General features: G+C 59.7%; 19 protein-coding genes. 13 read left to right on the forward strand and 6 right to left on the reverse strand.

The features are described 5' to 3' along the window. Nucleotides 1-48: 48 nt before the first annotated feature. The 4 genes from ACQCSZ_RS01435 to gmd form a co-directional block, all read right to left on the reverse strand. A complete protein-coding gene (locus tag ACQCSZ_RS01435) occupies nt 49-1,836 on the reverse strand; it encodes a DUF4012 domain-containing protein (RefSeq protein ID WP_427006375.1) in 1,788 nt (595 codons plus the stop codon). Nucleotides 1,837-2,145: 309 nt separating this feature from the next. Beyond that, nucleotides 2,146-3,582, reverse strand: a complete 1,437-nt coding sequence (locus ACQCSZ_RS01440; RefSeq protein ID WP_427006376.1) for a sugar transferase — start codon at nt 3,580-3,582, stop codon at nt 2,146-2,148. 58 nt (nt 3,583-3,640) lie between these two features. Beyond that, nucleotides 3,641-4,615 carry a GDP-L-fucose synthase family protein gene (locus ACQCSZ_RS01445; protein ID WP_427006377.1) on the reverse strand — a complete coding sequence of 325 codons (975 nt, stop codon included), beginning with the start codon at nt 4,613-4,615 and terminating at the stop codon, nt 3,641-3,643. Then, entirely contained in the window at nt 4,615-5,643 is a 1,029-nt protein-coding gene (gene gmd, locus ACQCSZ_RS01450) for a GDP-mannose 4,6-dehydratase (RefSeq protein ID WP_427006378.1), read from the reverse strand. The genes ACQCSZ_RS01445 and gmd overlap by 1 nt, the downstream gene beginning before the upstream one ends. Nucleotides 5,644-6,189: 546 nt before the next feature. Between gmd and ACQCSZ_RS01455 the strand changes: the two genes are divergently transcribed. The 8 genes from ACQCSZ_RS01455 (at nt 6,190) to ACQCSZ_RS01490 (ending at nt 16,163) form a co-directional block, all read left to right on the forward strand. Beyond that, the gene (locus ACQCSZ_RS01455; protein WP_427008461.1) at nt 6,190-6,777 is read left to right on the forward strand and encodes a WecB/TagA/CpsF family glycosyltransferase; all 588 of its coding nucleotides are present in this window, start codon (nt 6,190-6,192) and stop codon (nt 6,775-6,777) included. After that, the gene (locus tag ACQCSZ_RS01460) at nt 6,701-7,927 is read left to right on the forward strand and encodes a glycosyltransferase family 4 protein (protein ID WP_427006379.1); all 1,227 of its coding nucleotides are present in this window, start codon (nt 6,701-6,703) and stop codon (nt 7,925-7,927) included. Before ACQCSZ_RS01455 ends, ACQCSZ_RS01460 begins: the two co-directional genes overlap by 77 nt. A gap of 211 nt (nt 7,928-8,138) precedes the next feature. After that, the gene (locus ACQCSZ_RS01465; RefSeq protein WP_427006380.1) at nt 8,139-9,095 is read left to right on the forward strand and encodes a polysaccharide pyruvyl transferase family protein; all 957 of its coding nucleotides are present in this window, start codon (nt 8,139-8,141) and stop codon (nt 9,093-9,095) included. A gap of 38 nt (nt 9,096-9,133) precedes the next feature. Continuing rightward, nucleotides 9,134-10,354 (forward strand): hypothetical protein, encoded by a 1,221-nt coding sequence (locus tag ACQCSZ_RS01470; RefSeq protein ID WP_427006381.1) that lies wholly within the window; start codon nt 9,134-9,136, stop codon nt 10,352-10,354. Next, on the forward strand, nt 10,344-11,534 hold the full coding sequence (locus ACQCSZ_RS01475) for a glycosyltransferase family 4 protein (protein ID WP_427006382.1): 1,191 nt from the start codon (nt 10,344-10,346) through the stop codon (nt 11,532-11,534). Before ACQCSZ_RS01470 ends, ACQCSZ_RS01475 begins: the two co-directional genes overlap by 11 nt. Continuing rightward, nucleotides 11,527-12,762: a hypothetical protein gene (locus tag ACQCSZ_RS01480; RefSeq protein WP_427006383.1), complete on the forward strand. Its 1,236-nt coding sequence runs from the start codon at nt 11,527-11,529 to the stop codon at nt 12,760-12,762. The genes ACQCSZ_RS01475 and ACQCSZ_RS01480 overlap by 8 nt, the downstream gene beginning before the upstream one ends. 878 nt (nt 12,763-13,640) lie before the next feature. Beyond that, the gene (locus ACQCSZ_RS01485) at nt 13,641-14,438 is read left to right on the forward strand and encodes a glycosyltransferase (RefSeq protein ID WP_427008462.1); all 798 of its coding nucleotides are present in this window, start codon (nt 13,641-13,643) and stop codon (nt 14,436-14,438) included. Between the two features lie 213 nt (nt 14,439-14,651). Further along, nucleotides 14,652-16,163 carry a polysaccharide biosynthesis tyrosine autokinase gene (locus ACQCSZ_RS01490; RefSeq protein WP_427006384.1) on the forward strand — a complete coding sequence of 504 codons (1,512 nt, stop codon included), beginning with the start codon at nt 14,652-14,654 and terminating at the stop codon, nt 16,161-16,163. Between the two features lie 122 nt (nt 16,164-16,285). Here the strand turns inward: ACQCSZ_RS01490 and ACQCSZ_RS01495 are convergent, their stop codons facing one another. Together ACQCSZ_RS01495 and ACQCSZ_RS01500 are read right to left on the reverse strand one after the other, a co-directional pair. Continuing rightward, nucleotides 16,286-17,458: an IS630 family transposase gene (locus ACQCSZ_RS01495; protein WP_427006385.1), complete on the reverse strand. Its 1,173-nt coding sequence runs from the start codon at nt 17,456-17,458 to the stop codon at nt 16,286-16,288. Between the two features lie 142 nt (nt 17,459-17,600). Then, nucleotides 17,601-18,065 (reverse strand): Lrp/AsnC family transcriptional regulator, encoded by a 465-nt coding sequence (locus tag ACQCSZ_RS01500; RefSeq protein ID WP_427006386.1) that lies wholly within the window; start codon nt 18,063-18,065, stop codon nt 17,601-17,603. A 159-nt stretch (nt 18,066-18,224) separates the two neighbouring features. On the opposite strand from ACQCSZ_RS01500, the gene pdhA reads away from it, so the two are divergent. From pdhA to ACQCSZ_RS01525, 5 genes are all read left to right on the forward strand, one after another. Continuing rightward, the gene (gene pdhA / locus ACQCSZ_RS01505) at nt 18,225-19,493 is read left to right on the forward strand and encodes a pyruvate dehydrogenase (acetyl-transferring) E1 component subunit alpha (protein ID WP_427006387.1); all 1,269 of its coding nucleotides are present in this window, start codon (nt 18,225-18,227) and stop codon (nt 19,491-19,493) included. Continuing rightward, nucleotides 19,490-20,575, forward strand: coding sequence for an alpha-ketoacid dehydrogenase subunit beta (locus ACQCSZ_RS01510; protein WP_427006388.1), 1,086 nt, complete (start codon nt 19,490-19,492; stop codon nt 20,573-20,575). Before pdhA ends, ACQCSZ_RS01510 begins: the two co-directional genes overlap by 4 nt. Nucleotides 20,576-20,577: 2 nt before the next feature. Then, the gene (locus tag ACQCSZ_RS01515; RefSeq protein WP_427006389.1) at nt 20,578-22,029 is read left to right on the forward strand and encodes a dihydrolipoamide acetyltransferase family protein; all 1,452 of its coding nucleotides are present in this window, start codon (nt 20,578-20,580) and stop codon (nt 22,027-22,029) included. Between the two features lie 318 nt (nt 22,030-22,347). Further along, nucleotides 22,348-22,758 (forward strand): reverse transcriptase domain-containing protein, encoded by a 411-nt coding sequence (locus ACQCSZ_RS01520; protein ID WP_427006390.1) that lies wholly within the window; start codon nt 22,348-22,350, stop codon nt 22,756-22,758. Between the two features lie 177 nt (nt 22,759-22,935). After that, the gene (locus ACQCSZ_RS01525; protein ID WP_427006385.1) at nt 22,936-24,108 is read left to right on the forward strand and encodes an IS630 family transposase; all 1,173 of its coding nucleotides are present in this window, start codon (nt 22,936-22,938) and stop codon (nt 24,106-24,108) included. The last annotated feature ends 613 nt before the right edge of the window (nt 24,109-24,721 follow it).

The following is a 24,721-nucleotide window of genomic DNA, read 5'->3' on the forward strand; positions in this document are numbered from 1 at the left end:
CTGTTACCAAAGTGAATCAAGTCGCTTTACATACTGTTAACGAAGTGTCTATTTGCTGGGACCGCACTCGGCCGGCTCTGAGGCTAAAACGACGTCTTTGACGGCCTGGACTGTGGGCGTGACAACCACGTTAGGTTCCGTGTGCTGGACGATTTTGCCGAAGGTCAACTCTACGGTGCTGCTCTGGCCGGGGGCGAGAGCGACGGTTACAGATCCCACGGGCCTATTGGCGTGGCGGTTTGCTGCGAAGCTGATTTTCTTGCCGTCCAGGCTGGCTGTTTGGACGGTGGCCTGGACCGGACCGTAGGCAATGACGTTGGTCTGGACCGTCCCTGCCGGAACACCGAAGGAACCTCCGCCGGTGACATACGCCGGAATCGATGTGGCAGCGTCTGCCGGGGCCGTGTTGGTGCTGGTGATGCGCACCTTGACCTGCCCGTACTCGTCGCCGGTGCATTCCTCCATAAGCTGCACGGTCCGCTTGACGTAGTAGTCCATCTTGGCGCCGGTTCCGTCATTGAAGTAGACACCAAACTGTGCGGGGGAGACGCTGGGGCCGGCGATGGATCCGCTCAGCGGATATTTCGCGATGACCGCCTGTTCAGCGCTTGAGCCGGACCAAACGAGGATTCGGCCTTCCGTCGTTCCCCGGGTGAGGCCTTCGATCAAACCTTTGGCTTCGCCCTTCCCGCTGGACAGGGCGCCGAAGATTTCCTTGGCTACCCCTGCAAAGTAAGCATCCTGATATTGAGGTTGCGCGATCTTGGCGTAGACATCGGAGAGCAGGGTTGCCACCACGTTATGGCCGTTCAGTTCAGTCGGCAATGCGCCCTTGGCCAGCGCAAGCAACTCGGGGTTGGTGATCTTCACCGGTCCGGTTGCGTCCAGGACATAGCCCAGCGCCACAGGGTCCAGGGAGATGACGCCGTCCACGTGCTGCCCCGTCTTTCTCTCCCACATGGCCTGGGCCGTACTGGCCGCGGTGGGGAAATCCGGGGTCAGATTGACGTCGTGCATGTACTCCCCGAGTCGAGCTGAATAAATCTGCTGTTGCTCGGCGTCCACGGGTAGAGCCGGGGAGAAGAACCCCATGCCGTTAGCACTATTTTGTGCGGCCAGGGTTAACTTGCCGTGGTCGATGGCGAGTACGGCCAGTGCTCCTGGGATACCGCCGGATGCGCGGGTTTCGGCGTTGTTCTGGATCATGAGCAGGTAGTTCCGTGGGCTGTCTGCCCCGAGCATGCCAGGGGCGAGTCGGGCGCCATTCGCTGCTACATCCAGGGCGCCGGTCACTGTCTGAAGCTGCTCACGGGCCCGGGTCAACGGCTCCGACACCTGGGGCCACAGGCTGTTGGCATCGATTCGGTCCAGCCGTTCGGCAGAAGCGCGTACAGCGTGGGCGGCAGCTGAAACGCTGGGGGAGGCCTTTTGGATAGGATCCAGATCCGTCCCCGTGCTGCTCGGCAGCAGGCTGTCCCAGTTGAGGGAATCGAACACCCTGACCAGAGGGGCCACGCCCAATGCCGCTACATCGTCGGCTGACCGGGCAACTTCGGCGATGGCGCTGAAGTTGGCACCGAGTACGGGAACTGCAGAGGCCAAGGTCCAGAGCGGGTCTCCTGCTGCCTCGCGGGCCGCCGCTGTGTGGGAGCGGAGCTGGTCGGCCGTCGCACTGGCCTCCTGTGGCTTGTCGCCAGCAATATTTTCCTTGAGCACCGGGATGAGCTGTGCGGTTGCCTCAAGTTCATCCTTAATGATGGTGGCTCGCGTGCTTAGCCACGCCCCCACAGCAATCGCGAGTACAGCGGCGAGCGCCAGCCATGACGCAGCTATCAATACACGACCTCGGGGGCACCGAACCCTGCGGTCTGTTGACTTCGTGCCGCTACTCTGCCCCGTGTTATTGCTACTGGCCTCAAGCGCCTCGTGACTATCAGTCATCGTCTACGGACGCCCCAATCCGCGATAGTTCCATCCGGCGGGACGCCGTTTGGCGGCGACCACGACGTTGCGGCCGTCAGGATGACCTCGTGGCCTAGCTTTTCCATCCACGCTGCATGACCTGCGCCTAGGCGCCCGCAGCCGATGACCGAAATTCGCATTGTTTGTTCCTTGCCTATTATGGGCTCTTGTCCTGGAGGTGGTTTAGTATGCGCCCGAGCCACGAAAAACGGCACGGAAGGTTCTCAGCAAAATGATGAGATCCCCCGCCAGGGACCAGTTTTCCACGTAGTACAGGTCAAGCCTGACTGAGTCCTGCCACGATAGATTTGAACGCCCGCTAACCTGCCAGAGTCCCGTGAGGCCAGGCTTCACCAAGAGCCGTCGACGCACATCATGCTCGTAGGCTGCGACCTCAGAGGGCAACGGTGGGCGCGGGCCCACCAAGCTCATGGTGCCCGCAAAAATGTTGAAGAGCTGGGGCAATTCATCCAAGCTGAATTTTCTGAGAACTCTTCCGATTCGCGTGACCCGTGGATCATTCTTCATCTTGAAGAGAAGCCCATTTCCTTCATTCTGGTTCGTCAGATCCGTCAGGCGCTGTTCTGCATCCACCACCATGGACCGGAACTTCAACATCCGAAAATGCTCGCCCTCCATACCAACGCGCTCCTGCCTGAAGAGGACGGGACCTCGGCTCTCCACTTTCACGAGTATCGACACGAGTGCCATCACGGGGGACGCGAGGATGATCAGTAGCGTCGATACAAAGACGTCAAAGAGGCGCTTTGCGACGCCCTGGCCGCCTTCCAAAGTAGGCGTTGTCACATGGATGAGGGGGAGCCCGGCCACTTGTTGAGTGTGGATCCGCGGTCCCGCAATATCAGTTAGTGCTGGAGCCATGATCAGTCCGATATTGCGGGACGCCAGCTCCCACCCCAGGTGTCTTAGTGTCTGCGGGTGCAACTGAACACCTGCTGACACTGCCACTGCATCGGCGTTGCAGGCGTCGATTGCCCCTAGTATTGACGCCGTATCGGGTCGGTAGCCAAGAATCGGAAGCCCTGACTCAGGCTCTACCGCGGGACCGTCGTGAGAGCCCGGTGTGTATGCTGCCACCGGTAAATATCCCGCACCTTTTGCACGTTCCAGGGACGAAGCCAGATGCGCGACGGCACTTGGACCCCCGAGAATGAGCAAGTGCGACATGCTGTGACCGCGCTGGCGGCTGATGTTCAGGTGCTGCCGGATGAGCCATCGGCCAAGGAGCAGGCCAACCAGCCCTACCGGCAACGCCACACCCACGTACCCCCTAGCGGTGTCGAGGCGAAACACATAGGAGAAAATGGCGACAAGCCCAAACAACCACAATGAAGCAGCGGCAACGCGCTTGTATTCGTCGGGCCCAGCACCCAGAATCCGGGTCTGCCTGCTATTCCAAGCTCCGAGCATGATCCACCAAACGAGGGCGAGCGCAACCGAGAGCCACGTGTAGGTGAATTCCTGGCCGGCGACTACGAAATTCGGTTCAATGCCGAACCGGATGTTGAAGGCCCCAACCACGGCCCAAACCACTACGAATGCGTCGACGATCCGCAGGCGACGTGACGATCGCGCGCGCCAATCAGTGCCCGTAGGCATCAGATTTCCCCCATTTCGAAGCTAGTTGCCGTGGTTAGGCGGCGATGGACAGCCTTGACTACTCGCGAAGGGATGCCATGTTGCTCTGGTACCACGCGACTGTTTCTCGGATACCCTCCTCGAGACCGATGGATGCGGTCCAGCCGGCTTCGGAGAGCTTTGAAACGTCCAGGAGCTTACGTGGAGTTCCATCAGGCTTGGACGAGTCCCATTGAATGTCTCCTTCATAGCGAACGGCGTCGGCAACGATGGAGGCAAGCTCCTTGATGGTGACGTCCGTACCGGTCCCGACATTGACCTGCGAGGGACCGTCATAGTTCTCCATCAGGTGGAGGCACGCCGCGGCCATGTCATCCACATGGAGGAACTCGCGCCTAGGGGAGCCAGTTCCCCAGTTACTGACACTCTCCGCTCCGGACCGCGCCGCTTCATCGTATCGGCGGATAAGGGCGGGCAAAACGTGGGAGCCCTCCGGTGAGAAGTTGTCGCCCGGACCGTAAAGGTTTGTGGGCATCGCGGAGATCCAAGGAAGTCCGTATTGCCTTCGTATAGCTTGGATCTGCATGATGCCGGCTATCTTCGCGACGGCGTACGCGTCGTTCGTCGGCTCCAGGTGCCCAGTGAGCAACGAGTCTTCTCGGATGGGCTGTACGGCGAATTTCGGATAGATACATGAAGAGCCCAGGAAGAGCAGACGCTCAACTCCGTGTTCAACGGCGGCGTCCAGGACATTTACCTGGATGCGCAGGTTCTCGCTGAGAAAATCCACGGGATAGGTATTGTTGGCAAGAATGCCTCCGACCTTGGCCGCCGCTAGGACCACATAACGCGGCCTGGTTTCCGCAAAGAACTGGAAGGCCGCATCGCGGTTCTTTAGGTCTAATTCTGCCGACGAGCGGCCGACCATGTTTGTGAAGCCCTCACCCTCAAGTTTCCGCCAAATCGCGGAGCCAACCAGTCCACGATGACCGGCAACGTAGAAACTTGACGACCGGTCCAGTTTGCCTGGAACGAAACCGATTTTTCCGTGCATCAGTTCTTCCAGCTGTCGAGGTCTACGCTGTCGATCCAGTGGTTCCCGGCGTGCTTCAAGGCTTCAACGTCGGCATCGACCATGATCCGGGCCAATTCCGGAGTGTGGACTGAGGCCTTCCAGCCAAGTTTCTCCTGGGCTTTCGAAGCGTCTCCTACTAAGGCATCAACTTCGGTCGGTCGCAGGTAACGCTCGTCAAAGCGGACATGGTTCTCCCAATTGAGACCCGCATGCTCAAATGAAATCTGGAGGAAGTCACGGACGGTGTAGTTGCCGCCGGTTGCGAGGACAAAATCATCGGGTTCCTCGGCCTGAAGCATGCGCCACATGCCTTCGACGTACTCTGCTGCGTACCCCCAGTCGCGGACGGCGTCGAGGTTTCCCATGTAAAGCAGGTCCTGTTTGCCGGCCTTGATGGCCGCTACTGCGCGGGTAATCTTGCGCGTCACAAATGTTTCGCCGCGGCGTGGGGACTCGTGGTTGAACAGGATGCCGTTGACCGCGTACATTCCGTACGCTTCACGGTAGTTCTTGGTGATCCAATAGCTGTATACCTTCGCGGCGCCGTAGGGCGATCGCGGATAGAACGGGGTGTCCTCGTTTTGCGGGGGAGGCGTGGCGCCGAACATCTCCGAGGAGGACGCTTGGTAGAACTTGGTCTCGATGCCTGACATACGCACGGCCTCGAGAAGTCGAATGGTTCCCACCCCCGTGGTGTCGGCAGTGTGCTCTGGTTCATCAAAGGACACTCGAACGTGAGACTGGGCCGCCAAGTTGTAGACCTCGTCCGGCTTGATGTCCGCCAACAGAGTGACGAGGCGCGCACCGTCACTCAGGTCACCATAGTGAAGGAAGAGATTGGCCTTCGGATCGTGTGGATCAACGTAGAGGTGATCAACACGAACTGTGTTGAAAGTTGAAGCTCTACGGATCAGTCCGTGCACTTCGTAGCCCTTGTTCAGCAACAGTTCTGCCAAATAGGAACCGTCCTGCCCCGTGATACCAGTAATGAGCGCGCGTTTAGTCATGTGGTCCCCCAGGGGTGCGAAATGAAATGTCGCTCGACACGACGGCAGAGCGACATTTGAAAGCTTGGTTTGGTGCCATCATAGTCAGAACCTCGTCAAACCTCGAACAGCATGTGACGTTCCGCCGGGTCCAGTTGTGCAACGCGCGAACAGATCATCTACGTCCGGTATCATGCGGGCGTTCGCATCGTTGATCCGGGGCCACTCTCACCCGAGCTTCTGAGGTGTGACTCCGACTGCCAGCCGATCTGAGAGAATGATCATCGAGGTTGAGACACTCTTGGCCGTGAGTAAGAGTGAACAAAAACATCCGGGGGGCCCATGACTGCGCAAGTTACAAGAAACCAAACGACCTGGCCGACTGACTCCCACTATTTCGGCGTTGTGCCGATCATAGCCACGACGCCAGCAGATGCGGCACACGAGCTATGTCGTCTGGCAGTCGACGAAGCGTCCGAGGGGCGCCATGTCCACCTCGTAAATGCCTACACTCTGGCACTAGCGGACGGTGACGAGGACTATGCTGAACTCCTTTCCGGTGATTCAATGAATCTGCCTGACGGAAAGCCGATTTCAATCGTCTCGAAAGTCTTGCGGCATGTCCCAAGACTTCACCAGATTAGGGGCCCCAAGCTCTTCCTGGACGTATTTGATGTCGGACGCAACTATGGAGTCCGTCATTACCTTCTTGGCTCCTCTCCCGTAGTACTCAGGAAACTCCAAAAGTCGTTGTCGTTGGAGTATCCAGGGTGTGAGATCGTGGGCGTGGAGAGTCCGCCTTACCGAGCCCTCACTCAAAATGAGCGCGCAGTTCAAGATAAGCGAATTTCTGATGCACGTCCCGACATCATTTGGGTTGGGTTGGGAACGCCCAAGCAGGATACGGAGGCCGGCCGGTTGACACAATCAACAGGGATTACGGCGATTGCGGTCGGAGCCGCCTTCGACTTTGCGGCCGGGGAAGTCCGGGAAGCTCCTAGATGGATGACAACTTTATGCTTGGAGTGGTTGTTCAGGCTCGTTTCCGAGCCTCGCCGACTGTGGCGACGGTATCTATTTGGAAATATCAAATTTCTCCAAATTGCTTGGCGACTATTTACTAACTATGAAACGGGCGGTCGTGGTCCCCGGTAAAAAAGAAACAGTCGGACCGCTCGTCGTTATTAGTCAACTGCCGCCGCCACATCACGGGTCCACCGTTATGACGCAAGTCTTCTTGGAGACTCTCGATTCACTAGGCGTCGATTGGCATTTGGTGGATCGCCGTTTCAGTAAAAAGGTCGGAGATGTGGGCCGCTTCTCGCTTTTGAAGATTGTCAAGTCCATAGGCCTGCTGGGACGACTAATTACCGTCCATCTTCGGCGAAAACCACAGGCATACGTGCTTTTCATTACGAATCGGCCGGCATCGTTTCTTGTCGACTGGATGATGATTGAGCTACTGCGCACCCTTCGTCGTCCAATCGTCAATTACGTTCACACGAGTGGTTTTTCTGACTTGGCAAAGAAGAACCGCATTTTTAAGGTTCTCGTCCGACGGGCACTGGGGGCTGCCAAGATGACCATTTGTCTAGGCGATGCTTTGGTGAAAGACGTCTCTTGGGCCTCTCACGGCACGATAAGAAGAATTCCAAACACACCCTATCGTCTTCCAACAAAAGCGGCGGCCGTCCGGTGCACAGCTCCGAAGTTCGTGTTCCTCTCTAATCTTCTACCGGGTAAGGGCGCACCCGACTTCATCGAGGCCGCCATTGGGGTAGCCTCCGTCGAGTCGTCAGCGAAATTCGTGGTCGCGGGAGCCTCGCCCGATGAATCCACTAGGAGAGATCTCAGGGCCATGATATCCAGGTCACCATACAGTGATCGTATTGATCTTATCGGCCAAGCAGACGAGGCGACGAAGTGGCGACTGCTGGATTCTTCTCACGTACTAGTCTTCCCGAGTACTTATGCTTTTGAGGCGCAACCTCTGACAATTGTTGAGGCCATGGCACGAGGCTTGCCCGTGATTGCTTATGACACAGGAGGTATTCGCGACCTGGTCGAAGATGGATGTACCGGGTTTCTTATAAAAGCTGGCGATAAGGCGTCATTGACTGATTCGATGGTGCTTCTTGCGAAAGATGACTTACTTCGGAACAAGTTTGGAGCTAATGCCGCAGCATACTATGAAACTCATCTTTCCCGTACCGCCTATTCAACGGCCTGGCGAAGTGGGCTGCGGGAGTTAGCCGAGGACGTCAACTTAACACTTTCCGCCATCGATAGCACTGTGATCGAATAGAATATTTTCCCATCGGATACCCGACCTTAGTAGATTCTGCCGAACGGGTCTAGGGAATTAAGGGAGTGTTCCGTCGAAACTTTTCCCGTGGATTTTTGTGCACCACATGACTGAGAGTGTTTGCTCGACGATTTCCCGAATACTTATTTAAGAAAATTCAAGCAGACTGCCACGATGCTGTCTGCCAATGAACATTAGAGGAAAATCTTTTATGACCAAGACGATCCGCGTCGGATGGCTCGATCCCAGTCTCAATAGTCGCAACACGGGCGACCAGATCATAGCTGATGCAGTGCACCGTGAACTACGGGAGACGCTTAGGGATACGGAGATTGTACGCCTGCCGACTCAGACATTCTTGCGCCCGTCGGAACGAGTCCTGGCAAGGTCGTGCAATAAATTCATAGTGGGTGGGACGAACCTGCTGAACGGGAATATTCCGCGGTACATCCAATGGAGGCTGGACCCAGGCTCATATGGCACCTATAAGAGGCGCGTATCGACGATGGGCGTGGGTTGGTGGCAATATCAGTCTGCCGCAAACGGGGTATCCCGACACATTTGGAAGAATGTTCTTGGCAGCGGTGCGAACAGCGTAAGAGACACCTACACGGCTAATAGATTAGCTGAATTCGGTGTCGCCTCAATCAACACGAGTTGCCCCACTGTCTGGAAACTTCCGGAATACACGTCGGCCCAAGCACTGGCCCCGAGCAGCGTCCTGATGACTATTACCGACTATCATAAGAACCCAAAGAGGGATTTGCGTCTAATTAGAGGACTCCGGGACCGATATAGAGAGGTCCTGGTGTGGCCCCAAGGTTCTCAAGACCGAGATTATTTGACGAGCCTCGACAGCCAAATTAAGTTCATCGGCCCCGAACTCAGCGACTTTGATGCTGCGCTGAACGGCGGGAGTGTGGACTATGTGGGGACGCGCCTTCACGCTGGGATTCGGGCTTTGCAGTTTGGCGTGAAATCCACCATTCTGGCTATAGATAATCGTGCCACCGAGATTTCTCGTGATATAGGTATTTCCATAATGTCGAACGACTTGAACGATGTCGATTGGGAACAAGTGGACAGGCGGGAGCCAGGGAAACTTGCGATTCCACACGTCGCTATTGGACAATGGAGGAAGAACCTAAGCGCGTGGGTGCTGGAATAGCTGGGCCTAGATCACCGCACAGGCGTATGTTGGCATCCGTGAACGCTGGTGATGAGTTCCAACCGCTTGACGCAGGGGTGACGAACCCAGCACGGGTTGATTCAATACCATGGCCGGCAACAATTGCCTGCGCGCTGGCACTGGCCACCCTGGATGTAGTCTCGTGGACGTCTCACGGACCGCCGTATAGGTATGTTGTCGCAACTAGTTTGATAGTACTCTCTTTTGCTATTGATGGCGCGCTTAGTGGTTCTCGGCGTCGGCTCAAACCACTGGCCGCACTATCCCTAGTCTTCTTCAGTCTGTGGATAGCAGGCGTCCATACCTTTGCATTAATGTCAGGAAATTGGGAACCGGATGGCTTGGTGATTCTGGCCGGAGCACTGCCCCTGGCTGCAGCACCAGCAGCCTATTTCGCTCTTCCAGCAAGACCGAAGTGGGGATCGCTGACGTCAAAGGCCTTGCAGATTGCGACTCTGATATTCGGGGTAACAGCACTGCTGGACGCCGCTCTCACCCCGTGGGGTGAGCAGCCGACATTGCTGGGCCACGAGAAGGCGTTTCTGGCGATAGTCGTAATGGGCATGCCCAAAACTAGACGATCGGCTGTCTACAAGGCAATTACACTGACTGCCTTAATTGTGGCTTTCATCAAGTATCCATCGGCAACGGTCGGTTTTGTCGTCATCGTATCGATGGTTTGCTTTTGGCTGCTTCAGGCGAAGACGAACACCTCACGAAATATACGCACTATTGGTCTCATCGGCTGTTTTGGTGTGATTGCAGTCAAGTCGAATGACTGGATCGCCAAATTTTATGCTGTGATGGGGCGGGGCGACAATACGGAGACCAGGTTGGGTCTTTGGGACCAAGCCATCGCGTCGGTAGTGGCTAACCCAGTTGTTGGTTCGGCAGCGTCTGAGCCAATCACTGGTCTCGCAAATATTCGGGGGGTGATACAGCCAGTCCCGTTCCATAATTCGTTTCTAACACTCGCTGTTTCTTGTGGCTTGGTGGCAGTCGGGCTCCTTGCGTTATCAACCATTCTCCTCTTCGCTACCTGCCTTTCGCCTGACCTCGGAATGCGACGTAGGGCAGGCTTGTGGCTGCCTGCCTTACTGGGCGGACTCGTGACAATGTCAGTGAACCCGGTCCTGGACAGTCTAGGCACGGCTCTTCCTTTTTACGCCCTTATGCTCTGCGGCAGTACAGGAACGCCAAGAACATCGGAGAACTCGGAAAGATACCATGCAAGATGACGATATGAATCTGCCCCAGATGGCTAGTCCAAATGGACGCGACGGTGTCGTGTTTATTGAGGCTAACCCGTTCGCTTCCCGCCTTCACGTGCTCGGACCCATGGCTGCGGGCGCAGCGAGCCCAGACCGTGATGTCTGGATTGTAGGTCCAGAACGGCCGCCCGGTACTGATTTTGCCGTGTTTACGGAAGGACTTTATGCAGGGGTTTCCTTTGTCAGTATCGCCGCTGACAGCGCCGAGACGGGCAAGACCAGTATCACGCCTAGCCTGCTCATAAGATTACTCAAGGAAGCTCGGCGCATTTTGCTCCGTTGCGAAAGGCGCACACTGGTTCTATCGGCGATTGACGACTACTTTTCCGCATTGCCCTGGATTTCTGTAGTTGTTCGGATTTTTTTCCCCCGGACGAGAATAATTGTGGTTCGCTACCGGGTTGCTGATTTGTTGCCCATTGAAGACATAAAGCCAGTGCAACTCGTAAAGCGAGTTGTAATTAGCATGCTTGAGATGCTCACCGGCGCGGAAAGTGCAATCTTTGACGAAAGAGTAGCTGAATCCACCAAATTACACGTACTTCCTGACCCTTGGACGGGGCCATTTGGGGCTACGTCGAGGGCAGAGTCTCGGCTTGCGCTTGGCTGGTCTCATAATAGCGACGTTATCCTTCTCGTGGGTGGGCAAGACGAACGAAAGGGGTTCAACGTTGCGGTTCCAGCCCTAGTTCTTTTGAGAGCGCGAAGACCGAACCTTCGGGTGGCCTTGGTGGGAAGGGTCGACCCCTCTATGCGAAGGTACTTGCAAGAAATCGTAGGCACCTTCGGCCAGGATTTCTTGCACATCTCGGACTATTTGAGTGACGAAGACATGGCGAGGTACTTTGCTGCAGCTTCAGCAGTCTTGCTTCCTTATCACACGGATTTCACCTCCACATCCGGCGTGCTCGTGCGGGCTGCCGCATCGTCTACACCGGTAGTATCGTCCAATCATGGTTTGGTCGGATGGCGCACAAGGCATCACTCTCTAGGCGAGACGTTTGGCTATCCTGACCATACCGAGCTTGCCTCGAAGATAGCAGCCGTTCTTGAAAAGCCCTTTAGCTCTATGCAAGCGTTGATATTCGCGCAAGGTTCCACGGAGATGATGCTCTCAGAAGCTTTTGAGAGCATTCTGAATGACTAAGCAATATGGTTTGGTCTGGCGCGCTTTAGATAGCGTGATTTCCCAGCTGAGTCAGGCCGCAGTCAACCTGATGACTACTCTGACTTTTATCAATATTCTCACGCCTAGTGATTTTGGTTTTTTAGCGGCCTTCTGGTCTGTCTGGATGCTGCTCATGTCGATGAATCGTGCGGTCTTTGGTGAGCAGTTAATTGCTCAGTCTCACGATCCCGAGATCCGGCACGGATATCTTGACTTCGGTTTTCTATGGTCGGCTCTTGGAATACTGACCACGGTCGTTGTGGCAGTGTCAACCGACTTGTCATCACTGATCCCAGGTGTGTTATGCGTTGCCCTATTCGTAGTCTCTGACATGGTCCGCTACGGCGAAATGGCTGGTCTTGGCCCTCTAGAAGAAGCTCGGGGCTTTGTTCTCATGCCTATTGAGCTCATTCGACTTGGCGCAAGTTTGCTTGCATTGATTATCGCTCTGCTCAATGGGTCGACCTATTTGTCGGTAGGGTTTGCCCTGGCTTCGTCCGTTGTCTGGATAGTGGTCGGTCTGCGAATGAATGGATTCCCGCGCTTTAGTCGGGCTGTGGCTTTTGTTCGTCGGAAGGAAAAGTTTGAAGGTCTCATGGCTTTTCAGTTCCTGACCGGAACAGGATTATCTCAGGTGATACCGTTCTTGGCCCTGCATGCATTCGGAGCGGCACAATTTGGGGCCATCAGAATAGCGCAGAGTATTCTGTCACCAATAACGCTTCTGACTTCAGCTTTCCAACCTTCGCTGATTAGACTATTTGCAGAGCGTCAAAAATCCGGCCGTTTTGGAAAGTTTATGATCTCGACGATACTAGTTTCAGTATCAGTCGCATCCCTTATGGCATTGATTGCTGTCTGGGGTATTAGCGTTTTGGGCGACTTCATTATTCCACCGGGCCAGGCTGAGGTTGTTGACGAATTACTGCTTCCGGTAGCAGTGTCGCTTTCATTCGTGGTCGTAGGACTGCCGGGAGGTGCCCTGATCAAGGTGCGGCGACTCGGTGCGGTGAGCTTTTGGGGCCAAGTAATGGGAATGTGCGTCACACTGATATTGTGTGTATTGGCCACAAGTCAGAGTATTCGAGATTTCGTGTGGGCGCTGGCCTTCGGTTCCGTTTCTACGGTTATTTCAACTTATGTGCTTTTGGTCGGGAGTTCTGTTCGCTCTCGTAGTAGCCGGGTTCCCGACAGCAACGGAATCTGATGGCACGTCGTTCAATACCAGTGCTAACGCGCCAATCGTTGACCGATCGCCGACTTTCACGGCGCCAAGAATGCAAGCGCCGGCTCCTACCAGAACGTCGGAGCCAAGTTGAGGGTACTGGAGGGGCGAATCCCCACCTCGAACGTCGCGGCGACCCAACACGACGCCACCCATCAGGGTGGAGTTGCTGCCAATGCTGGCGCCGCCGCCAATGACCGTTCCAACAGGGTGTTGTAAAAGAAGCCCTTCACCGATGTTGCTGCGGGGATCGATGTCTGCGCCATGGGCAACGATGTTGACTTGATGAAGTATTCGCCCGGCGAAGGGCGCCTTGGGATAAAGGGCGGCCGCGAGTCGATAGATCAGTACCGTCCTGAACGGCACAGACGTAATGGCCAGACGGCAGGCGGACAGAGTGTTGTCTTGACGGTGGTCGAGGCGCGATGCATCTGCGATAAGTGTGGAAAGTAGGCTCACAGTTGAATAGTAACCTCAGGCTTCCGAAGACGATTGCAATCGTCGCTTATGCCTGTGATCCCACAGCGGGATCCGAACCGGGTGCAGGGGGACGCATCGCTATCGCGGCGGCCCGCGTGGCCGATGAACTCGGTACCTCGTGCGTTATACTTACGCGCGCTAAGCACGTGCCAACTCTTGAGGCTGCCTTGAGGCAATCCGACCTGACACATCTTGCGTCAGTTCGGCCGGTGCGGGTCGCAGGATTGATTGAGAGGATGTGTAGAGATGGTTCTCGCCAGCATTCGCTAGCTTGGCAATTCTCTGCCTACTCAGCACTCCGAACGATGCAGCACCGCACAGGCAGCTTGCTGATACATCATGTGACGTTCGCCTCGGATACTCTACCGTCTGCCATTCACATGCCAGGGCTTGGACGGTCACGGAAAATTTGGGGGCCAGTAGGAAGTTCGGACGCGCGACTGGAGTCTCCGCAGTCGCTTGTAACGCGAGCATTGTTCAAAGTTAAGAAATCTTGGTTCCGATTCCTAGGGTCGCGTGTCGACTTAGTCGTCGCCCAGACAGGAAGCGTTGCAAGAAAACTTGAGGGGCTTGCCGTCGCGATTGTCGTAGAGCAGAACTGCGTAGTCGCTGATGGAGTCACCGATTTGCCCGTCCGTTCAACGCGCGCTCGACAAAACGAGCGACCACGAGTCGCGATCGTGGGGGTGCTGACCGATCGAAAGCGCCCGCAACTCGCGATCGACGCACTCAGAGCCACCGGAAAGGGCCGGTGGGAGCTGGTCGTCATGGGTGATGGACCTCTGCGAGAGCAACTTGAGAGCAAGAATCGGGACCTCATGGATGAAGGGCTACTTCGCTTCACCGGATGGCTTTCACATGACCAGGCTCAAATTGAAGTGGCCGGCTGCGTTGGATTGATACATTCGTCCGTTCGGGAGGGCGCCCCATGGGCTATTGCCGAAGCTCTTACGCAGGGCAAGTGGGTCGTTACCATCGCCGGGAACGGAGCTGACTACCTAGTTGGCCTAGTCAGCGGAGGGGGAATGGTGGTCAGCAACGATGAGCCAGAGTTGGGGCAAGCGGTTGGGGCAGCGGTCATACGACTCTTGGACAGCGGAGATCATCCTGGTCCTGTCAATCGGTGGGCGGCTTCGCGTTTCGGCGCTCTCCTCCATGATTGGTACTTGACTGTATAAATAGTCGGACCGTCGGGAAACGAATCGCGCCTATGGTTCGGAGGGTCCAGAACATGGCACCTGAGGCCGGCGCTGTGGCTGAAGCCGTCGGTCTCCCTAGACAAGAGTCTCATCTCATCCCAGCGACCCCGGTATGATTAGCGTATACACGATTTTTTGCCGTTCTGACTGCGTGCCATCGGGCGACCGTCAGCAACCCACAGGGGGACCGCTTTGGAACTTAGCGACTACGTGCGGATCCTCCGCCGGAGCTGGATACTTATCGTCGGCGCAACGCTAGCGGGCCTCCTTTTGGGCGGCGGCATGTCCGTTCTGACGAAGCCAATTTACATCGCCGAGACTCAGCTCTTTGTGGCCATTCAAAGTTCGGGAACGGTTCAGGAACTCCAGCAGGGCAACACCTTCAGCCAAGCCCGTGTGCAGTCATATGTGCAAACGGTGAAATCTCCCATCGTCCTCCAGCCTGTTATCGACTCACTGGGTTTAGCTGCGACTGCAGACGAGTTGGCGGGGAGCGTCAAGGCGAGCGCGGAACTTAACACGGTTCTTATCAACATCTCTGTGGCCAGTGGTTCGCCCGTGCAGGCCGCTGCGACGGCTCAGGCAGTTGCCAGTAGTTTGATCCAAGCTATCGACTCTCTTGAGAAGCCAAAGACCGGGGGAACGTCGCCCGTCAGCCTGTCCATCATCAAACCTGCCACGGCCCCGGCTGCCCCATCGCTGCCAAACACGAAGCTCAATCTTGTGGTTGGATTCCTGGTCGGACTTGTCATCGGGGCGGGTGTGGCTGTCCTTAGGGCCCTGTTGGACAACCGAATTCGTGGCGAAGCGGATCTGCGTCGACTGACAGACATTCCGCTACTGGGGGGTATATCGTTCGACCACGACGCAATTCGTAAGCCCCTTCTGACACAGGCGGCCCCTCAGAGTCCTCGAGCCGAGTCTTTTCGCCAATTGAGAACTAACCTGCAATTTGCAAATGTATCTGGCCACGCCAAGTCTGTTCTCGTTACTTCCTCTTTGCCCGGAGAAGGCAAGAGCACCACCGCGACCAACTTGGCGATTGCCTTGGCGCAGGCCGGTCAGACTGTTTGCCTTATAGATGCAGACCTTCGGCGCCCAATGATCAACGAGTACTTGGGGTTGGATCGAAACGCTGGCCTGACAACGGCGCTTGTCGGCGCCGCCGATGTGAATGATCTTCTTCAGCCCTGGGGAGCTGACGGCCTTTTCATCCTATCTTCAGGGCAAATCCCTCCGAACCCCAGCGAACTATTGGGATCGCCAGAAATGAAGAACCTGATTGTTGGCTTGGAGGATGCCTTTGATACCGTCATAATCGATGCACCGCCGCTGTTGCCCGTCACCGACGCCGCTGTCCTCTCCCAACATGTCGGCGGAGTTATGGTTGTCGTCGGGGCACAAAAGCTTCGTCAGGCGGATCTCGACAAGTCTTTGGGAGCTCTGCGCTTGGTGGGGGCCAACATTTTAGGTGTCGTTTTGAACCGTCTTCCGCTCAAGGGTCCAGACGCCTACGCATATAGCTACTACAGCAGCCCTGATGCGGGGCACGCTCCGGCTGAGAAAGAGCGTCCTTCCGTGATGCCCGGGGACGTGTCCGAACTAGCGAATAGGGATGTACGCTCAAGCACTTTGTTTGACGAGACGATCATGGTCGGCGGAAGTCGTCCCCCCAGGGCGTTCCCCGGACGACGGGATTCTTAGCCGTGATCCACCGATGAGCTTGGCACCGGGTCCGGCGTTTTAAACACGAAACGCCCGTCTTTGACGGCTCAGAGAGTCCGTCTTCGGACGCTCCTTCACTTCGACCTGGCTGCGGGTGTTGGCTAGTGCGGTGAGCGGAAAGGTCCGGGGTGTTGGTCATGCCGCCGTCGGGGTGTCGTGCCGGCCCCAGCGGTGGCCCTATTCGCTGCGGATGCGGATGCGGTCCCGCTCGGGCGTTGGGCCTCCAGCACGTCGGGGTGGCGGGCGTGGGCGTTGCGCCAGCGCAGGTATTCGTGCAGCCGCCGGGTCTGCACGACATGGTTGGGGTGGACCGAGTTGGCCAGGGTGAACTGGCGCAGCGGCCCGAAGTGCGCCTCGATCGGGTTGGCCCAGGACGCGTAGGTCGGGGTAAGACACAACTCGCCGCCGTGGGCGAGGGCCCAGCGGCGGACCCGCGGACCGTTATGGGCGGAGAGATTGTCCAGGATCACGTACACCGGTTCCCCGTCGGGGCACGCGGCCCGGATGCTCTTGAGCGCGGTGAGGCTGTTCGAGGTGCCCTTGTGCCGGTGGTTGATGCCCCACAGGGTGTCCGCGCCGACCGAATAGCAGCCGTGGAAGTAGTTCACCCCTTCGGTGCGGTGGTAGTTCGCCGGCAGCCGGTCCGGCTCACCCTGGCGGGCCCAGCCGGAACCGGCGGTCGGGCGGATCCCCAGCGGCCCGAACTCGTCGAACGCGAAGGCCCGGTCCGGATGGTGGTTGAGCACGTCCTCGATCCTCTCCAGCTTCGCCTCGATATCCGGGTCGGTGGATTCATTCCACGTCGAGGTGCGCTGGAACGTGATTCGGTGCCGGTGCAGCAGGGTACGCAGCGCCTCCCTGCCGATCCGCACCGGCCTGTGCGGGCATTCGCCCAGAAAACCGGCGAGCTTGCGGACCGACCAGCGGGCAAAGGGCTGTCCCAGCCGGAGCGGGCGGGTCAGGGCCGTCGCGGCGACGAAGTCCTCGTCGCCGGAACCGAGCAGGCGGGGACGGACTCCCGCCCAGCCAGGGTCCAGGCAGTCCAGCCCGATCTCGTTGAACCGGTGGATCACCTCCCGGACGGTGTCCTCGTCCACGGCCACCAGCCGCGCGATGACCGGCACCGTGTTCCCGCCCGCCGAGGCCAGGATCATGGCCGCCTGCCGCCACCGGATCACTTTTCCGCCCTGTTTCGACTCGCCACGGCGCACGATCCGTTGGAGCCGCTGTCCCTCCGCCGGACTCAGCCGGCGCACTTTCACACGATCAGCCATGCCTCCAGACTGGCACGTTCCCAAACCCCGTCAACCTTTACGATCACAGCACTAGCTAAGGGAACTTCTATGTCTACGGCGTGGAATCTGTCTCCGACGAGACGGACAGCTACGTTGTCTTGTTCTTGAGTGCAGTTCTGTCCTACCGCGTATCCACATCCTCGAACACCAGAAACGTCTGCGTATCCAGCACCCCGGGCATGGACTGCAGCTGGTCGAAGATCACCCGCCGAAGATCAATGTTGTCTACGGCGCGCACCAGCAGGATCACGTCGAAGTCGCCGCCCACCAGGGCGATGTGGTGCACCTCCGGGACTGCGCGCAGCAGCTCCCGCAGCTCCCGCCAGGAATGCTGCCGCACCTTCAGCGTCACGTACGCCGAGGACTTGAGTCCCGCCTTGATGGGATCCACCAGCGCCGTAAACTTGGTCAGCACACCCTCGCCCGTCAGCCGGGCAATCCGCGTGTAGGCATGCGCGCGCGAGATATGGACGTTCTCCGCCACCTGCGTCACGGACATCCGGCCGTCCCGCGTCAGCTCCGCAATGATGTTCCGGTCCACGTCATCGAGAGGAACCGCCACCTGCTCGGACTCTTCGTCTGCCATTTGTCTACAACTCCCGCCGGTAATCCAGCTCACACTTACAATTCGTCTTCCAGAATAGGGCAGGACCCTGTAGTTCTCCACGATTCCAAAGAGGGCTGGATACGAAACATCGTCCCGCGCCATACTTGGAAAGAATAGTGGCTACAGAAGGACGGACCAATGACGATCTCCGCAGACCACACTGCGCATCCCGAGGCGGGCGGCGCGGGAGTGCCGGAAAACGCGCTCGGGCAGGCACCGGAAGACGCCGCCAGCGAGGCCGTGCGCAAGTTCGGCATCACGGCCGAGGACTACATGCTGCCCGCCCGCCACCAGATCGAGATGGTGGGCCCGGACGGCACCCTGACCCCCCATGCCGAGCAGGGCACCCAGCCCGGCCACGAGTACAGCCTGCCGGCCGACGAGGAACTCCTGGCCGCCTACGAGCAGCTCGTCATCGGGCGCCGCGTCAATGACCAGAACTCCGCCCTCGTCCGGCAGGGCCGGATGGCCGTCTACCCCTCCAGCCACGGCCAGGAGGCCTGCCAGGTGGCCGCCGCCCTCTGCCTGTCCGATGGCGACTGGCTGTTCCCGACCTACCGCGACTCCGTCGCCGTGATGGCCCGCGGCGTGGACCCCGTCCAGACCATGACGCTGTTCCGCGGCGACTGGCACAGCGGCTACGACCCCGCCAGGCACAAGGTGGGCATCCAGTGCACCCCGCTGACCACCCAGCTGCTCCACGCCGTCGGCGTCGCCCACGCCGCGAAGCTGCGCGGCGAGGACACCGTGGTGCTGGCCATGTGCGGCGACGGCGCCACCAGCGAGGGGGACTTCCACGAGGCCCTGAACTTCGCCGCCGTCTTCCACCTGCCCGTGGTCTTCTTCGTCCAAAACAACCAGTACGCCATCTCCGTCCCTCTGGCGCACCAGTCCGTCGCGCCGTCGCTCGCCCACAAGGCCGTGGGCTACGGCATGGCCGGCGAACGCGTGGACGGCAACGACGTCGTCGCGCTGCTCGCCGTGCTGGACCGGGCCGTCACGCTCGCCCGCGCAGGCTCCGGCCCGCTGCTGGTGGAGGCCCACACCTACCGCATGCAGGCGCACACCAACGCCGACGATGCCACCCGCTACCGCCAGGACAGCGAGGTTGCCCAGTGGCTGGCCAAGGATCCGCTGAGCCGGATGAAGACCTACCTGACGGACCGCGGACTGCTCGACGACGGCCGCGCCGCCCGGATCGCCGGAAAGGCCGAAGAGGTCGCCACCCAGCTCCGGGACGGCCTCGGCGAGGACGTCCCGGTGGATCCGCAGGACCTCTTCAGATACGTCTTCTCCACCCCGACACCGCAGCTGAAGGAACAGTCCGCCATGCTCGCCGATGAACTCGCCCGCGACGCCGCCGGCGCAGCCACCACCGCATCCAACGCGGGGGAGGCCGCGAAATGAGCCCCACGGACGTCAGCGCCGCCACCGCCACCGCAGCCGCCCGAGCCGCCGCCACCGCGGAGCAGACCGGGCCGCAGACCATCACCCTGGCCAAAGCCCTGAACACAGCGATGGCCGACGCCATGCACGCGGACCCGTCCGTCCTGGTCTTCGGCGAGGACGTGGGCCTGCTCGGCGGCGTCTTCCGGATCACCGACGGGCTCACCAGGACCTTCGGCGAGAACCGCTGCTTCGACACCCCGCTGGCCGAGTCCGGCATCGTCGGCATGGCTGTGGGCATGGCCATGAACGGGATGCGCCCCGTGATTGAGATGCAGTTCGACGCCTTCGCCTACCCGGCGTTCGAGCAGATCGTCAGCCACGTCGCCAAGATGCACAACCGCACCCGGGGCGCCGTGAAGCTGCCGATGGTCATCCGCGTCCCGTACGCCGGCGGCATCGGGGGAGTGGAGCACCACTGCGATTCCTCCGAGTCCTACTACGCCCACACCGCCGGCCTGAAGGTCTTCACCCCCGCCACCGTGGCGGACGGCTACCGGATGCTGCGCGAGGCCATCGACTCGGATGATCCGGTGATGTTCATGGAGCCGAAGAGGCTCTACTGGACCAAGGACCAGGTGGACCTGGACGCGCTGCGGGCCGAGCACGCCGCGAACACCGACCGCGGCACCTCCTCGGAGGGACGTGCCGCCGTCGCCCGCCCCGGGACGGATGCCACCCTGATCGCCTACGGGCCCTCCGTCCCGACCGCACTCGCCGCCGCCGCCGCGGCCGCCGAGGAAGGCCGCTCGCTGGAAGTGATCGACGTCCGCTCGATCGTGCCGTTCGACGACGAGACGGTCTGCGCTTCGGTCCGCAAGACCGGACGCGCCGTGGTCATCGCCGAGGCGCACGGCTTCGCGTCCGTGTCCTCCGAGATCGTGGCACGGGTCCAGGAACGCTGCTTCCATTACCTGGCCGCGCCGATCCGCCGCGTCACCGGCTTCGATGTGCCGTACCCGGCGCCGAAACTCGAGCACTACTACCTGCCCGGCGTGGACCGCATCCTCGACGCCGTTGACGACCTCCAGTGGGAAGACTGACCATGAGCGAAACGAAAGTATTCCTCCTCCCGGACCTCGGCGAGGGCCTCACCGAAGCCGAACTGGTCAACTGGCTCGTGGCCGTGGGCGACGAGATCCGCGTGGACCAGCCGATTGCCGAGGTGGAGACCGCCAAGTCCATGGTGGAGGTGCCCTCCCCGTACGCCGGCACCGTCACCGTGCTGCACGGCGAACCCGGCCAGACGCTCGACGTCGGAAAGCCGCTGATCTCGGTGACGCCAATTGGGTCCGTGGCTGAGCCCGTCGAAACAGCGCCTGCTGAAGCCACGTCTGCCGAAACCTACCGCGAGGAGGAAAAGGCAGGGTCAGGCAATGTGCTGATCGGTTATGGGACTCCTGGCGGGCAGGGAGTTGCTCGGCGGACTCGGGCTCCGAAGCACCCGATGGTCGGGACCGTCGACACCGCGGGAGTCGCGAGCCAGATTTCCGCGGCGGAGAAGGCCGCCGATGAGGTGTTGCTGATGCGGACCCGGGTGCCGGGGAAGCTTGGTGCTGTGATTTCTCCGCTGGTCCGGCGGATGGCACGCGATCATGGAGTTGATTTGGGGGGACTCCAGGGATCGGGGGACAGCGGGCTCATCATGCGGCGCGATGTCGAGGCCGTCATCAAGCCCAATCCGGTGGCTGAGCCTGTCGAGGTCCCGCGCCGGGCTGACGAGCGTCTGGTGGTGGAGCCGGTCGAGACCGTCGCCGGCACAGACGCCCGCACGGGCCTTGGAATTTCCGGCCGCACTGCCGTCCGTGGGGTGCGGAAGGCCGTTGCAGCGAACATGACGCGCAGCCGTTCAGAGATCCCGGAAGCCACGGTGTGGGTCGATGTCGACGCCACCGCGCTGGTGGAGATGCGCGCCGCGCTCAAGAAGTCGGACCCGCACGACACTCCCGGGCTGCTGGCGTTCATCGCACGTTTTGTCATAGCAGGTCTGAAGAAGTACCCGGAGCTCAACACCCGGATCGTCACCACCGAGGACACGGCCGGCGGAGCGATGCAGGAGATCGTGGCCTTCGACGGCGTCAACCTGGGCTTCGCGGCCCAGACGGACCGCGGGCTCGTGGTTCCGTCGGTGCGCAACGCGGACAAGCTCAGCGCCCGTGAACTGGACGCGGAGATCCGCCGGCTCACCGCTGTCGTCCGCGAAGGCAAGGCGACCCCGGCCGAACTCGGCAGCGGAACCTTCACCCTGAACAACTACGGGGTGTTCGGCGTGGACGGCTCCGCCGCGATCATCAACCACCCCGAGGTGGGAATCCTCGGCGTCGGGCGGATCATCGACAAGCCCTGGGTGGTCAACGGCGAGCTCGCTGTCCGCAAGGTCACCGAACTGACGCTGACCTTCGACCACCGCGTCTGCGACGGCGGAACGGCCGGAGGTTTCCTGCGCTACGTGGCCGACGCGATCGAGAACCCGGGATCCGTGCTGGCCGATATGTAAGGGTTGTTGAAGTCGGTCTCGTTCCGAGTGATCCAAGACCAGCGAGGGTGGAGTGACGGGACCGGCACATCCGTGGCCATTTGGTCAATAGTCAACCGATGTTTTTTCGGGAGGAACTGGAGATGTCAAAGCCACAATTATCAGGCAAACCGTTCGTGATTTCGAAGTGGAAGTCTGGGAGGCATATAAGAAAGTTAAGGGTAATCGAGAGGCGCCGGGAGTGGACGGGCAGACCTTGACGGCATTCGAGGAAGATCTGCGGGGAATCTCTACAAGATCTGGAATCGGACGTCCTCGGGGACGTATTTTCCTCCTCCGGTGCTGGCGGTGGACATACCGAAACCGGATGGTGGCGGGGTCAGGACGTTAGGGATACCGACCGTCGCTGACAGGATCGCTCAACCGGTCGTGGCGCGACATCTGGAAGCGAAGGTCGAACCGATCTTCCACCCGGATTCCTACGGCTATCGGCCGGCGCGCTCCGCCTTGGATGCGGTAGACGTATGCCGGAAACGGAGTTGGAAGTATGACTGGGTGATCGATCTTGATATTCGGGCGTTCTTCGATACCGTGCCGTGGGATCTGGTCACCCAAGAGGTGAGCGCACACACCGAGGCACCATGGGTGCTGTTGTATGTGAGACGGTGGCTCGTTGCGCCGTTACAACAGTTAAATAGTGTGCTGGTAGAGCGTGAGTGCGGGACCGCAGGGGTCCTCGGTGCTGGCTAACTTGTTCATGCATTACGCCTTCAATCAAATGGCTGGTGCGAGAATACCCGGCTATGGTGTTCGAACGCTACGCCGACGATGCGGTGGTGCATTGTCTCAGCGAGAACGGGGCCCGTGAGGTGCTAGTGCTGTGATCGTAAAGGTTGACGGGGTTTGGGAACGTGCCAGTCTGGAGGCATGGCTGATCGTGTGAAAGTGCGCCGGCTGAGTCCGGCGGAGGGACAGCGGCTCCAACGGATCGTGCGCCGTGGCGAGTCGAAACAGGGCGGAAAAGTGATCCGGTGGCGGCAGGCGGCCATGATCCTGGCCTCGGCGGGCGGGAACACGGTGCCGGTCATCGCGCGGCTGGTGGCCGTGGACGAGGACACCGTCCGGGAGGTGATCCACCGGTTCAACGAGATCGGGCTGGACTGCCTGGACCCTGGCTGGGCGGGAGTCCGTCCCCGCCTGCTCGGTTCCGGCGACGAGGACTTCGTCGCCGCGACGGCCCTGACCCGCCCGCTCCGGCTGGGACAGCCCTTTGCCCGCTGGTCGGTCCGCAAGCTCGCCGGTTTTCTGGGCGAATGCCCGCACAGGCCGGTGCGGATCGGCAGGGAGGCGCTGCGTACCCTGCTGCACCGGCACCGAATCACGTTCCAGCGCACCTCGACGTGGAATGAATCCACCGACCCGGATATCGAGGCGAAGCTGGAGAGGATCGAGGACGTGCTCAACCACCATCCGGACCGGGCCTTCGCGTTCGACGAGTTCGGGCCGCTGGGGATCCGCCCGACCGCCGGTTCCGGCTGGGCCCGCCAGGGTGAGCCGGACCGGCTGCCGGCGAACTACCACCGCACCGAAGGGGTGAACTACTTCCACGGCTGCTATTCGGTCGGCGCGGACACCCTGTGGGGCATCAACCACCGGCACAAGGGCACCTCGAACAGCCTCACCGCGCTCAAGAGCATCCGGGCCGCGTGCCCCGACGGGGAACCGGTGTACGTGATCCTGGACAATCTCTCCGCCCATAACGGTCCGCGGGTCCGCCGCTGGGCTCTCGCCCACGGCGGCGAGTTGTGTCTTACCCCGACCTACGCGTCCTGGGCCAACCCGATCGAGGCGCACTTCGGGCCGCTGCGCCAGTTCACCCTGGCCAACTCGGTCCACCCCAACCATGTCGTGCAGACCCGGCGGCTGCACGAATACCTGCGCTGGCGCAACGCCCACGCCCGCCACCCCGACGTGCTGGAGGCCCAACGCCCGAGCGGGACCGCATCCGCATCCGCAGCGAATAGGGCCACCGCTGGGGCCGGCACGACACCCCGACGGCGGCATGACCAACACCCCGGACCTTTCCGCTCACCGCACTAGCGGCGATCGCTGAGAGGATGGGGGAGCTGGGACTGAAACTGCACCCTGTCAAGACCGCGATTGTGTACTGCAAGGGCGGCAAGCGAGGCCAAAAGTATGATCGGACCTCGTTTACGTTTCTGGGATACACGTTTTGGCCCAGGGCTGCGCGGGACCGCCAGAGGGCTACCTTCCTGGCCTTCCTGCCGGCCATTAGCAAACAGGCCTTGAAAAGGATCAGCGGACAGGTCCCCCGGTGGCGGCTGCACCGCAAGATCTACCACACCTTTGGTGAACTGGCCCGTGTGATCAACCCGATCATCGCCGGGTGGATGCAGGGCAGCTCTATCCCTCGGCACTGTATCCCCTCCTGGCGCGCATCAACGCCTACTTGGTGCGTTGGATCCGCAACAAATATCGACGGTATGACTCGACCCATCGTGGCAGGACGAAACTTCACGAGATCACCAGCGCGTATCCGCGATTCTTCCGTCATTGGCAATGGGTCACAACTGCATGGTGAAGAGGTTGAGAAGAGCCCGGTGACGGGAGACTGTCACGCCGGGATCTGTGGGAGCCGGAGGGTGAAATCCCCTCCGGCCACCCGACCCTGCGACAGCACCAATGCTGAAGA

It is taken from the genome of Pseudarthrobacter sp. H2 (assembly GCF_050157045.1).
Classification (GTDB): Bacteria; Actinomycetota; Actinomycetes; order Actinomycetales; family Micrococcaceae; genus Arthrobacter.